Origin of the sequence: Paludisphaera sp., from assembly GCF_037189885.1 — a bacterium.
In the GTDB taxonomy this organism is placed as follows: domain Bacteria; phylum Planctomycetota; class Planctomycetia; order Isosphaerales; family Isosphaeraceae; genus Paludisphaera.
Genome location: NZ_JBBCIR010000014.1, coordinates 96270 through 109618 on the forward strand (window position 1 = coordinate 96270; position 13349 = coordinate 109618).

General features: G+C 71.0%; 7 protein-coding genes. 2 read left to right on the forward strand and 5 right to left on the reverse strand.

From position 1 onward, the window contains the following. Nucleotides 1-65: 65 nt before the first annotated feature. Nucleotides 66-1334, reverse strand: coding sequence for an efflux RND transporter periplasmic adaptor subunit (locus tag WG209_RS06545; RefSeq protein WP_337174217.1), 1269 nt, complete (start codon nucleotides 1332-1334; stop codon nucleotides 66-68). Between the two features lie 235 nt (nucleotides 1335-1569). After that, nucleotides 1570-1944 carry a hypothetical protein gene (locus tag WG209_RS06550; protein WP_337174218.1) on the reverse strand — a complete coding sequence of 125 codons (375 nt, stop codon included), beginning with the start codon at nucleotides 1942-1944 and terminating at the stop codon, nucleotides 1570-1572. 337 nt (nucleotides 1945-2281) lie between these two features. Here WG209_RS06550 and WG209_RS06555 point away from each other — a divergent pair, with 337 nt between their 5' ends. After that, nucleotides 2282-3190, forward strand: coding sequence for a manganese catalase family protein (locus tag WG209_RS06555; RefSeq protein WP_337174219.1), 909 nt, complete (start codon nucleotides 2282-2284; stop codon nucleotides 3188-3190). Nucleotides 3191-3406: 216 nt separating this feature from the next. Beyond that, nucleotides 3407-4816: a hypothetical protein gene (locus WG209_RS06560; RefSeq protein WP_337174220.1), complete on the forward strand. Its 1410-nt coding sequence runs from the start codon at nucleotides 3407-3409 to the stop codon at nucleotides 4814-4816. A gap of 144 nt (nucleotides 4817-4960) precedes the next feature. Here WG209_RS06560 and WG209_RS06565 read toward each other — a convergent pair whose 3' ends face one another. The 3 genes from WG209_RS06565 to WG209_RS06575 are packed head-to-tail and all read right to left on the reverse strand — an operon-like array spanning nucleotide 4961 to nucleotide 13251. Further along, a complete protein-coding gene (locus tag WG209_RS06565; protein ID WP_337174221.1) occupies nucleotides 4961-7639 on the reverse strand; it encodes a hypothetical protein in 2679 nt (892 codons plus the stop codon). Between the two features lie 24 nt (nucleotides 7640-7663). Beyond that, nucleotides 7664-9877 (reverse strand): GMC oxidoreductase, encoded by a 2214-nt coding sequence (locus tag WG209_RS06570; RefSeq protein WP_337174222.1) that lies wholly within the window; start codon nucleotides 9875-9877, stop codon nucleotides 7664-7666. 56 nt (nucleotides 9878-9933) lie between these two features. Next, entirely contained in the window at nucleotides 9934-13251 is a 3318-nt protein-coding gene (locus tag WG209_RS06575) for a hypothetical protein (protein WP_337174223.1), read from the reverse strand. Nucleotides 13252-13349: the final 98 nt, after the last annotated feature.

Consider the following 13349-nt stretch of genomic DNA (forward strand, 5'->3'; position numbering starts at 1 on the left):
GGGTCGGGAGTGGTTCCGCGCCGGACGTCCGGCCCGAATCGATGGCAACTCCGCGCGGGCGCGGCTTATTCCGCCCGGTCCTTCAGCTTCGACAGCACCAGCTCGGGGGCGGCGAACTCGTACTCGATCTTCTCGCCGTCGCGCACCTGCCCGGCGCCTTCCAGGATGATCTTGTCGCCGGCGCCCACCCCCTTGTCGACGACGAAGACGTCCTCCAGCTCGTTCTCGATCTGGATCTCGCGCTGCCTCGCCTTGCCCTCCTCGTCCACGACGTAGACGTAGCGCTTGGCGAGGATCTCGAAGGTCGCCCGCTGCGGGATCACGACCGCGTCCGAGGCGACCTCGCTGAGGATCACCTTCCCGGTCTGCCCGTGTCGAAGCAGCCGGTGAGGGTTGGGGAAGTCGGCGCGGAAGGCGATGTTGCCGGTCTCGTTGTTGAAGTTGGCCTCGATCGCCCCGATCTTGCCGGGCTGCTCGAACTTCCGGCCGCCGGCCAGCTCCAGCTCGATCTTGGGCTCCGGCTCGTGGCGCCCCTGGGCGGCCATGTACTCCAGGTACTGGGCCTCCGGGACGTTGAAGTAGACCCACATCACGCCGTTGTCGGAGAGGGTCGTCAGGACGTCGCCCTCCTTGATCAGGCTCCCGAGCTGCGTTTGCTGGCGGTCGACGATGCCGTCGAACGGCGCCCGGATCTCGGTGAAGTCCAGCTCGGCCTTCGCCAGGTCGGCCTTGGCCTGGGCCTTCGCCAGCTTGGCCTGGAGCAGCAGCACCTCGTTCTGCGAGACGACCCGCGAGGCCGACAGCATCTTGGTGTTGTTGTACTCCAGCCTGGCCAGCTCGGCCTCCGCCTGCTCGGCCTCCGCCTTCGCCTGGTAGAGCACCGGGAGGATCTTGAACATGAGATCCCCCTTCTTCACGGCCTGGCCCTCCTTGACCAGCACCTCCTGCAGGTAGCCCCCGTCCAGGGCGCAAACCTCGATGTGGCGCTGCGAGTGGATCTGACAGACGTAACTCTGCGTGAGGGTGACGTTCTTCACCTGGGGGCTGGTGACCACGATCTTGTGAGGTTCGTGATGGGCGGCCTCGTGAGACTCCCCGAAGTACTGCTCGTACCGGGCCGCGAGGTAGGCCTTCAACTTCCCGGCGGTCCCCCCCAGGTCGTCGGTGTAGGCGTGCATCTCGCGAGCGAGCGCCGGCGGCAAGACCTCCACCCCCATCTTGGAGGCCCCGACGACGGCCCCCGCGGCCAGGGCGACCCCCAGGGCCAGCGTCGTGACGGGCCGCCGGGCGATCATGCGGAACGGGTAAAGCAAGGCGAGCACCAGGCGCTTCATGGGTCGGGACGCTCCGAGACGGACCGCGAGCCATGGAGGCCCGCGGCGCGGATATGAGGACGGGTGACGTCGGCGGGCGGGGGAGGTCGCCCGGGGCCAATAGCCAGGTCGAGACCCGGGGAGGGAGGTCGCGACCGCAAGCCCCACGCTCAGGCCGCGACGCGACGGGGCGCGTGGCGGAAGCCCGGGATGGAGCGAGGACGGCGCCGACGGCGAGGCGTCGGCGGGGGGAGGGTCAGCAGCGCAATGGCCGCGCCGCGACGGCCTCGGCGGGGCGGGTCGCGACGCGCTTCGTCCGGCGCCGCGAGGAGGTGATCGCGTCCAGACGCGGCAACGCCGACGAGGACTCCTCGGTCGGGTCGACCTCGGCCCGGACCTCCGACTCCACCTTCAGCCCGACCGGCGACGGCCGATCGACGCGCGGGACGTGGACGACGCACGACTGCGACGCGCGACGGATCGCGGCGAGGGCCAGATCCCTCCGCGGCGCCTTCACCCGACCGGACCCGGGGTGCGCGAGGGCCTGAAGCGCCGGCGAGGCGAACGACCCCAGCAGAACCACCAGGGCCGCCAGTATCAGGATCCCGTAATCGACGCCACGCCGGGTCATCGGCCTTGAGGCCTCCGCGGAAAGTGAAGGAACTTTAATACTCTATGAGCGCGATGGCCCCGCGTCAACCGCGAGTGGCCGCGATAGGCAACGAATCCCGCGGCGTGGCCGCCCGAGCCTCGCCAACGAAGGCTCGCCGGGAAGCCCAAGAGGGCGAGCGCCGGCCCCGCATCCCGTCGCGAGGCCTCGGCCGGGGAGGCTGGGATTATCCCGGAATCCGGGGAAACGCCCCGGTGGGAGCGGGCTTTGGAACCTGGCTTGCTAGGCGAATGGGCGACGATCCCAGGTTTCCGCCGCGTCCGCGGCAGCCACGCCCCGCCCCCGAGGAGCCGTTTCCATGATCTTCCGCGCCGACAAGCTGCTGACACAACTCCCCGTCCCCAAGCACCCATCGTCCGAGGCGGCCGCGGCCGTCCAGGAGCTGATGGGCGGGAAGGCGGGCGAAATGTCCACGCTGATGAATTACTTCTTCCAGACGATCAACTTCCGAGACCGCGAGGCCTACGGGCCCTATTACAAGCTGGTCGCGAACATCGCCGCCGAGGAGTGGGGCCACGTCGAGCTGGTCGCCTCCGCGATCAACCTCCTGCTGACGGGCACCACCACTCGCGGCCACGACCCCACCGCCGCGCCGCTGGCCGAGGCCTTGAAGGCTCATAACAAGTACCAGTTCTTCAATGCAGGCCAGTGCGCCCTGCCCGTCGACTCGATGGGCAACTACTGGAATGGCAGCTACGTGCAGTCGAGCGGCAACCTCAGGCTGGACCTGGTGCACAACTTCTTCCTGGAGACGGCCGCCCGGGCCACCAAGCTGAAGGTCTACGAGACCACCAGCGACCCGACGGTGCGCGAGCTGACGGGCTTCCTGCTGGTCCGCGGGAGCACGCACGTCATCGCCTACGCCAAGGCGCTCGAGGAGCTGTCCGGGGTCAACGTCGTCAAGCTCTTCCCGATCCCGGAGTTGAGCAACCACGCCTTCCCGGAGGCCCAGAAGTACATCGAGCAGGGCCTCTACAACACCCTGTACAACTTCACCCAGGAAGACATCTCGGCCATCTCCCAGATCTGGAAGGGTCCGCATCCCGACGGCGCCCCCGACCTGACCGTCACCAACGACCCGATACCGACGATCGCCGACCTGCCGGCCCTCCCGGCCGAGCCCCAGCTCGCCTCGCCGGCCGCCGACGAGGTCGAGCCCGGGTTCGTGCAGGAAGCCGCGCGGAGGATCTTCGGCAAGTCGATGTAACCCCCCTCGCTCGCGAGCCGAAGCCGGAGGATCGCCCCGCATTTGGAGGACCAGGGCGCGCGGAGTGCTTGGACGGAATCCTCGTCCATCGGCCGGCGGGCGCTTCGCCGGCCGATGGAGCTTCCCGACTTCGAACGATCATCGGGACGGCGCGATCCACGCGTCGGCACTCGCTTCGTATTCAAGGATGGCCCGTTGTTCCCCCAGGAGTCCACCATGAGCGCCAAGCCCCGGAGCAATCGCAACGCCTTCCGCCCGAGCATCGTCGGCGCGTCACTGGAAGAGCGCGTCGTCTTGAGTTCTATCCCGAGCTGGATGACGATCCTTCGCGGCTCCCTCGGAGGCCCGGGCGGCCCCGGCGGACCCGGCGGCCCGTCCACCCCGTCCGATCTGACGGCGAGACAGCTCGCGACGACCTACGGCCAGCAATTCACCGCGGCCCAGACCGCGCTGCGACAATACGTCAACGACCAGATCGCCACGCTCTACGGGGCGGGCAATCTCGGCCCGAACGGCCGGCCCACGCAGCAGGCCATCGACGACTTCAGGAACAACGTCGGCGGCGCCCTGAACGCCACCGCGTTGGGGCTGTCATCGCAGGTCGCGCTCCTGCCGGGCTCGGCCCAGAGCCTGCTGCCCGCTCTCCAGCAGTCGCTCATGGGCGACGACCTGCGCAGCCTGACCGGCCGCATCGGCCGCCAGCTCGGCACGCCCTGGGGGACGTCCTCGCCGCGCCTGCTCCAGAATTCGCTCGACCGCCTGATCAACTCGAACTTCGCCGCGAATTCGCGGCAGGTCTCGGCGTTCCTGCGTTCCCCGGGGCTCGCCTCGCAGGCGATCGATCCCACGACCGGCCTGCAGGTGCCCCTCTCCCAGTTCCTCGGGAACCAGGCGGCGTTGCAGCTCAACAACACGTTCGGCACGCTGGCCAATAGCGTCGGCGGCATCGCCCAGGGCACCCTGTTCGACCCCACCGGCGCGTTCAACGCCCAGGGCGTCGAGGCGTTCCAACAGCAGTACGCGAACGCCCTGAATACGGCCGCCTATCAGGCCAATGGGATCCTGTCGATCCTGCCCAACTCCTCTCCGATCCGGTCACAGCTCCAGTCCAGCTTCTTCGGGACGAGGACCGGCGGCACGCCGACCGGCAACTTCTTCAACGCGCTCACCGGCGTCTTCCCGACGGGCACTGGCCCGTCCACGACCCCGTTCACGATGAACGAGTTCATCACGGGGTTCCAGAACGGGTTCACGAGCGCGTTCCAGAACTTCAACGGGGTGGTCGGCCCCTTCCTGGGCACCACGCCCGGCGGCGGCACGCAGCTGCCCACGGGGTTCTTCCAGAACGGCGCGACCTTCCCGAGCGTCTTCGGCCCGCAGTTCACGGGCGGGACGTTCAATAGCGGCTTCAACAACGGCTTCGCCACGACCGGGACCGGCTTCCCCGGCTTCGGGACGGCCCCGACGGGCTTCAACTCGGCCTTCGGGACCGGATTCAACAACTTCATCGGCAACGCCAACGGCCTGGGCGGGATCACCGGCCCGATCATCACGACCCCGGTCCCGACGACCGGCATCGGAATCGGCACCGGCACCGGCACCGGCACCGGCGTCATCGGCGTGTGAACCGGCGGCTTCGCCACCGACCGATGATGGCCCTGGACCGCGGCCTCCGCGACCACCTCCGACTGGCCGCCCCGCCAGCAACGACGCGACCCCCGCCAGGAGCGGGGGTCGCTTTCGTTAGACGCCCAGCGACGAGAATCCGCCCTAATGGAGCTTGGCCGGCTCCACCTCGCGGGCATGATCGGGCGAGCAAGCCTCCCCGAGGTCCGCGGGACGGCGGGCGGGGGCATGACCTCCTTCCCCGGGTATGAACAAGAGATCGCCGACATGCTCGCCGAGCTTCCGATGGCTCTCCCATTGGGGCTCGTCGAACACCTGGTCCAGCGTCGACTCATTGGGGAAGCCGGGGTGGGACGCGGCGAAGCTCCTCACGTCGGCGGGCTCGTCGCCTGTGCATGTCGCCTTGAGGTAGAGGACCCAGGTCAATCGGCGAGCGAGCCAGGGGTCGAGGGCGGGCGAGGTCCCCGGAGGGGCCTCGGGATACCGGACCTGGAGCAGGGCCGCGTGCTTGCGCGCCAGCCCGTCGGCCGGCGCGACAAGGTCGTCGGGCGCGCCGAGTCGATCGACCGCCCGCTCCGGGACGCCGAGCGCCCGGAGCGTCTCGGGGTCCGGTTGGACCTCGATCACCTCGGCGCCGAAGTCGATCCGGGCGAGCCTGACGAGCGTCGCGAGGCCCGATCCGGGATGCGCGGCGTCCCCGCCCGCGTCGCAGACCATGACGAACGGGAGGCGGCGACGGAGCAGTTCGTAGGCACCCGTGACCTCGAAGGAGCCGCCGTCGGACAGATACCAATGGCGATTCCACGGGCCGCCGAACCGACCGGTCAGCTCCGCCAGGAGCAGCCGCTGGGTCCGGAACAGCCTCGCCAGCAGGCCTCCGAGGCGAGCGACCCGCCCCCGCTTGACCGGCGAATCCGCGCGATCGCGGGCGTCCAGCCCGGAGTCCCACCAGTAGCCAAGGCGCGCGTTCGAGAGGATGTGGAGGAGGTTGTTCCTCGTCCCGGCCTCGCGGCCTTTACCCAGGCCGACCGCCGCCCCGGAGATCGCCATCCAGTCCTGGAGGCCGAGCGACTCCGCGGGTACAGGGCCGCCGGCCTGGCCCAGCAACGGATGCGGGCCGTCCGGGTCGAGGGGATCGAGGTCGCGGTCGGGCGGCTGGTGGTCCACCCAGAAGGCGTGCCAGTCTCGGGCCACGCTCATCCCGACCGGGCCGACCGCGATGTTCTCCGCCCGCCGGTCGCGGGCCGACCGATGGGAGGCCACGTCCACCGTCTCGTTCACCGCGCAATTGATCAAGTGCAAGGGCCCGCCGGCCAGGTGGGGACGATATCGGGACAGCGGCACGTCGTCCCCGGCGGCCGTTCGAGTCACGTCCCTCCCCTCGGGGTGCAGGCGTCGGGCGGGGTTGACGGCCCCTAGAAAAGTCCGGGCCAGTCGGCCGGCGTGGTCGGCCAGCGGGCCCGAGCGGTTGACGAACGGCACGCATTCGCGCGATCCGAGGAGCAGGCTCACCACCAGGGCCACGACGGTGACCGCCAGGCCCTGGTGGTAGGCCTTCCCGGCCTCGTAGGAAGCGTGGCTGACGAAGGAGAAGGCGACCAGCGGCGGGAGCAACCCGAGCAGCAGCGCCGCCGCCCAGAGATAGCGGCGCGCGGCGCGTCGGAGGGTCGCCGATCGGGGCGATCGAGCGGCCAGGGAGAGAACCGCCCCCCTCAAAAGCGTGGCCGATCCCAGGACCATGGTCCCGGCCGAGGCGAGCCACGCGGCGACCTGGCGGACGGTCGGGCCGCCTTCGATCAGCCGCAGGGCCAGCCATCGCCCCCCCCAGTCGACGACGCCGAGGGCCGCCAGGCCGAGCGTGACGCCGAGCCAGGTCGCCAGCCGCCGGGTCAGGTGCTCCCGGGCCATCGCCAGCCGGTAGGGATTGCGGGGGTCGGCCGGCCCCTCCGCCCGGCGGACCGCGGCCCACGAGCCGATCGCCCACAGCACCGCCGCGGCCAGGACCGCCAGCGGCAGCGGGCCGCCGGTCATGACGGTCAGCGCGGCGGCGATCACCGCCGCCGCCAAGAGGACGGCCGCGATGAACGCCTCGGGCGCGTCCTGGGAGACGAGCCAGTAAGCGATCATGAGCGGCGCGGCGGCGAGCCACAATGAGAGTTCCGACAGGACCAGCCAGGGCCTCGGCCCGTCCCCGGGGAGCAGCCGGACCAGCGGCGCGAGACCGCCGATCAGGTCGTCGGCGCGGGTCGCGAGCGCGACGAACGCGTCGCTGTAGGCCACCGCGTTGAGGAGCCCGAAGAGGGCGAGGAGCGACACACCCAGCACCAGGTGGACCGTCAGCAGGTTCCGCAGGAACCCGGCGACCTTGACGGCCACGTCCCCCGGGGCCGCCGGAGCCAGGTAGTTGGCGTGCTCTCGCAGCCACCGGACGGGCGCCGAGTCGTGGTCGCCCAGCCCTCGGACCACGCGTTGATGGACGGCCCCGGGGACCAGCTCCGGCTCGCCTGGCCGCCCGCGAGCCGCGTCGAAATACCGCCCGAGGAACGAGCCGGCGTACCCGCCCCCGGAGACCGTCGAAAGATAGTCGACGTGGCGGAGCCAGCCCGACCGCGCCAGCGCCTGGAGCACCCCCAGGCAGAAGGCGGCCCCCCGGACGCCCCCCCCGGAGAGGGCCACGCCCAGGGTGTCCGGGGGCAGACCCGCGGGCGCGCCGACGGCCTCGGCGGGCGTCCCGGACGTCCCACCGGCGGCCCCTGGCGTCCGGAGGTCCAGGAGCCAGGGCCGATCGGCGGCCGACGCGGCGAGTGGTGGTGATGGGTCCAAGGTCGTCCCCCGGCAAGGTGCGTGTCAATGCGTCCGCTCGCCCAGCCCGGCCGCGCGACGGCGCGCGGCGACCAGCTCGGCCTCGGCCCGTTCCATCCGGGCCGGGTAGGCCCGGCGCGCGACGAGGTCGGGCCGCGACGGGATGATCGGGACGCGGTCCAGCTCGGCCCTCGCCTCGGCCGGCAGCTCGCCGGCGGGGATCGGGTGGTCCTCGGAGATCGCGTCCGCCGCCTTCTCGGCGATCGTGAAGACGTTCGAGACGAGGAAGAACCCCGGGATCCGCGGGAACGCGGAGGCGTCGACGACCCTCAGGCCCGAGACCCCGCGGACCCGGAACCGGCTGTCGAGCACCGCGCGCGGGTCGTCGTCGGCGCCGATCCGGCAAGTGCCGCTGGCGTGGTGGCCCCAGGCGGTGTGCTTGATCCATTCCCGGACGTCGCCGCCGAACTCCTCCTGGAGGCTCCGCGGGGGGATTCGCTCCTCGAACGCGCCTCGCTCCCTGCCGGCGCGGTAGATCTGGTCGACCACGCCCACCCCCTCCATGAGCGCGTCGAGGTCCGTATCCCGCTCCCCGTCCGGGCGCGTGGGGAAGAAGCGGAAGTTGATCTCCGGCCGCCGCAGCGGGTTCCTGCATCGCAGTCGCACGTACCCCTCCCGGTTCCGGGTCCGCGCCTTCAGGATCATCCAGGTGATGGTCCGGCTGTAGGCGTTCGAGTCGTCGGGGCGCCGCCGGAGCAGGGCGGCCGGGTCGGAGTAGCCCGGGTAATAGCCTTCGAACAGGCCCGCGAGCGCGAAGATGAACAGGTCGGCCGCGGAGTCCTCGATCTGGGAGCGGACGAACATGCCCAGGAGGCCGCCGTTGGTGGAGTAGATGCCGCGTCGGTAGGCCGACTCCTCCGGGTTCTCGATCCATCGGAGGAGGTGCGGATCGGGGTTCGAGGGAGAGAGGCCCAGGCCGTCGAAGCTGCGGAACCGGTCGGTCACGGTGGTGACGATCGGCACCTCGTAGCGGTCCTGGAGGTTCCGGCCGACGCCGGGCAGGTCGACCCGGGGCTGGACCCCGACTTGCTGGAGGTGGTCCGCGGGGCCGATCCCGGAGAGCATGAGCAACTGGGGCGTGTTGAAGGCGCCGCCGCATAGCAGCACCTCGCGGCGGCAGTACAGGGGTACCTCCATGTCTTCCGGATACGGATCCCCGAGCGGGGCCCGCTGGTCGGCCTCGTAGACGTGCTCGCGGGGGAGGCCGCGGACGCCGACGGCCCTGGGTCCGGGGCTTCCGGCCGGCCCCTCCTCCAGGATAATGCCGGTGACGCAGAAGCCGGACCGCGCGATCAGCCGGTCTCGGTGCGGCGAGCGGGCGTCTGTGACCGCGAGGATCCGGTCCCTGGCGCTGGAACGCCGGCCGTTGGGGGTGATGGCCACCGGGATGCGGCAGACTCCCTCGGCGCTGCGACGCAGGGTCTCCCAGTGGTTCGGGTCCAGGGCCGGGAAGAAGCGGCCGGAGATGGCGGCCCGGAGCAGCTCCCCGATCCGCTCGGCCCCAGATCGGGTGCCGCCCACCACGCCGGCGAGGACGACCCGCAGCAGGACGCGGTCGCGCTTCAGGAACAGGAGGTCCGAGAGCGTGACGTCCAGCCAACCGCGGAACCCGTGCCGGCCCTCCTCCCACCCGTCCCCCTTGCCGAAGAAGGCCTTGATCCGCGCCCAGAGGGACGGGCGGGCGTAATGGCAGAGCTCGACCCGCTGGAAATAGGCGCGCATCCGCTCGCCGCGCCAGCTCTCGTCCCCGGTGGCCTCGGCGATCTCGTCGTAGTCCTCGGGCGGGCCGCAGATCGTGATCATGGCGTTGACGATGGTGCTCCCGCCGAGCCCCTGGCCCCTCGGGTAGAAGATCCCCTCCTCGTCGCGGCCCCTCGGCGGGCCGTCCTCCGGCCGGGGGTATTTCTTCCAATCCCGGCTGCCCTCGGGATCGTGGTTGAAGTGCTTGACGAAGAATCGCAACCCGTGCCGAGGGTCCTCGCTGGCGGCCGGGTGGAGCAGGGGGACCTCGGTCACGTCGACCCGCGAGTCCGGGGGGGGATGGGCCGGCGCCCCCGGCCCCATCTCCAGCACGAGCACGGTGTAGCCGCGCTCGGCGAGCCTGGCCGCGAGCGGCGCGCCCCCCGCCCCGGCGCCCACGACCAGGAAGTCGATCGGGGTCCGGGCGGGGTCCTTCCAGTCGTCGCGGAGGTCGCTCATGGATCGGTCGCTCGCAACCGGGGGTGGAGGCGGGCCGCCGGCCGCGCCAGTCGGCGTCACAGGGTCTTGAGCAGGGCGATCAGCTCGGCCTTCTCCCCGTCGGTCAGGTCGCGCATGAACGCGTAGTCGTGCCCGCGGTCGGTGACGAAGTCCGGGCACTTGCTCGCCCGCATCAGGACCGGGGCCACCCGCTGCTCGAACTCCACCCGGCGACGGTCCCTGGCCTCCTGGGATCGATCGGCGAGCGCCTCCTCCTGGTGCCTGGAAAAGTAGTCGACCAGGGCCCTTGCGGCGTCGAGCCGGGCCTTCTTCGGTGCCCGGGGGTCGAAGTTGGCGATGACGTTCACCGGCACGCCCTCGGGGACCGGGCCGATCTTGACAGACTCGCCGACGCCCGAGAGCGTCCGGCCCACGCCGAGCACGGCGACGACCGACAGCACCAGGCACAGGACGCCGACCCATCGCGTCAGGAGCGCTCGCCCCCGTCCGGCCCGGATCCGGCCGAGCGAGAGGAGCAGGCCCGTCGAGCCGAACAGCACCAGCGGGAAGAGGATCGCCTGGAGCCTCAAACCGGTGATGGCGTTGCCGGTCCCGAGGTCCAGGAGGACGACCGCCGGCCAGAATCGCCAGACCAGGTAGACCGACCCGATCGCCAGCAGGAAGCTACCGACGGCGAGGATCCAGCGGAATGGTCCGAACAGCCACCCCAGCCACGTGGCCCCGCGCCGCTCGCGGGCGGGGTCCGTCCGGCCGCTCAACAACAGGGCTACCCCCAGGCCGAGGAAGACCAGCGCCGGGACCCACGCGAGGATCATCATCTGATACCGAGTGAGCCCGGCCACCCCGCCGACGAGCATCGGGACGTGCGGCGCGGAGAACATCAGCCAGCTTTCCTCGGTGGTCCTCCAGATCCAGCCGCCGTCGCGCTCGCGCTGGTCGGCCGCCGCGGCGCGGTCGGCCGAGCTAGGCCGACCGGGGACGGCGACGGCCGCGTCGGCGTCCTTGTCGCGATGCCAGGCGTCGGAGACGACGGTCGCGGAGCCCGCGCCGGGCCAGTAGGCCTGATCGGAAGGCGACCGGCGCCGGTCCGGCCAAAGCAGGCGGCCGATCGCGTCGTCGAAGGCGGCGAGGCGCCCTCGGACCGTCGGGTCGTTGTTGAACAGGCCGAGCGCGTTGTTGTGCAGGAACGGGGCGGTCGCCCAGATGCTGATGAGCGTCGGCACCCGGTAGTAACCCGGCCCGCCGCCCGGGGGCGAGAATGTCCTCGTCGCGCCCGAGAACGGATCTCGGTACTCGATCGGGCCGACCTCGCCGAGCCCCTGGTAGGTCGCCGACGCGAAGTCCTCCCAGACCCTGCCATGCAGGGAGTTCGTCGCGGTCGCCCTGCCGGAGTTCGTGCGCGGGATCGTGATCGGGAGCCGCTCGTCGATCGACATGTAATTATGGACGGTCACGAGCCTCGGGCGGCCCTCGGCGTCGAGCACCGGGTTCCCCTCCGCGTCCCAGAGCCGGTCTTGATGCTCCCAGAACTCGCGTTGCTCGACCGCCATGGCGGCCCACTCGGCATAGGCGGGGGGGAGGGTGCCGTCCCCCCGGGCGAGTCGCGCCCGGTCGTCCAGGGTCAGCCGGAGGCGACGCCGTCCCGCGAGGGCCGCCCCCGTCATCTCGTCCCAGGCGGCCTGGGTCCCCACCCAGCCCGCCGGGGGAGGCTCGCCGAGCGGCGGGAGGTACTTCGTGTCCTCGCCGGGGACGAGCTTCTCCTCGAGGGCGAGCAGGTCGCCCGGCTGGACGCTAGAGTGGCATGCGATGCATCCCCTGGCGAAGACCCGGCGGCCGACGGAGTAGTCCTTCGCGGCGTCGCCGACCACGGGCGGCCCGTCTTCCTTTGCGGCGTCCCCGCCGTCTCCCGACGGCTTGGTGTACCAGGGGAGCCCCGTCCCCCGGAGGTGCGCCGTCAAGAGTTCGCGCCTCTCCTCGTCCAGCGGCGCGCCATCCCGCCCGGTGATCTGGACGTCCTTGAGCCGCATCGGGTCGGTCGAGACCTTGAAGAACGCGGCCAGGGGATTGATCCGGATCCGGATCGCGTGCCAGTAGAGCGAGTTGCCCGCGATGTCCTTGAGCTTGAACTGGCCCTGCTCGGCGAACCCGAGCAGCGGGTTGATCGTGCGGATCCACTGCTGATGATGCGTCCCGATGTTGAGATAGACCCGGGCCAGCGCGATGTGCAGGCCCACGCTGTCCGACCCGTCCAGCAGGACCCTCGCGAGGTGCTTCGGGTTGAAGGCCCCCTCGTCCGTGAACCGGGCCACGTAGGCGAGGGAGTCCGGGCCCAGCGTCTCCGCCGGGTTGTTCCGCGCGCGGGCGAGCCGCCCCAGCAGCCCGTAGAACGAGTTGACCGTGTTGGGGTTGTTGTTGTTGTCCGACGGGTGGCCGGAGGTGTCGACCGCGCCCGGCATGTACGAGTCGAACACGTGGTAGAGGTAGTTGTCGGGGCGCAGCACGTTGCCGAACGCGACTCGCATCCTCAGGAATTGATTGCCGACGTTGTTGGACAGGTTCCCCCACTTCGGGAACTCGGGGTCGGGGGGCGGCTTCAGCGGGTGGGGGGCGATGTGGCAGTAGCCGCAGCTCATGCCCACGCGGAACGGCCGGACGGTGTCGGGGCGGGTGGCGTATTCGCGACCTTCCGGGGTGTCCGAGTAGTAGAGCTTCGGATCCCACGAGCGCCTGGCGCCCTCGTCGAAATCGGGGTTCGGGAAGAGGCGAAGGCCCACCACGCCGGTCGGGTAGCCGTACACGTAGGGATCGGGGGGCGCCCAGTCCTCCCGGTCCTTGCGATACTCGACGTGGACGTCCTGGCCGGGGGTCGGCTCGGTGACGGGCCTGGCGTAGCGGACCCCATGCGCCGCTTCGGTCTCCTCCGGGGTCGGCGGGCGGGTGCCGGGCTCGTTGATCAGGCCGGTTCGGGCGAACCGCGTCTCGCGCTCGCGGTCGTCGATCAGCTTGAGCAGGTCGACGGTGCCGTAGCCGTATCGCGCCAGCCAGTCCCACCAGGCCTCGTTCCCGGCCGTCCACATTACCCAGGCGTTGCGCCCCTTGATCTCCTCGGCCTTGAGGCCGAGCGGGCGGGCGCCGACCTGATCGGTGGCCCCGATCGCGTCCATGTCCTCGAAGTAGTCGCGATAGGCGGGGGGGTAGTAGGCCTCGGCCGCCTTCCGCCACTTCTCGGGATCCGAGTCCGGCCCGAGGTCGGAGAACTCGCCACCACGCGCCCGGGCACGCGCGAGCGCCTCGTCCGGGGGGACGCCGCCGTTGCAGCCGGTCAGGAGGGCGCCGAGGGCCGCCGCCACGATTCTCAAAGTTGACGGTCGCATCGGTGACTCCTCGATCCGTAGGGAGGTCGGACGGGCTCTCGACCTGATCGGGACCTCGCCGGGGGACGGGCTCGCCCATCGCCCGGGATGGCGAGCCG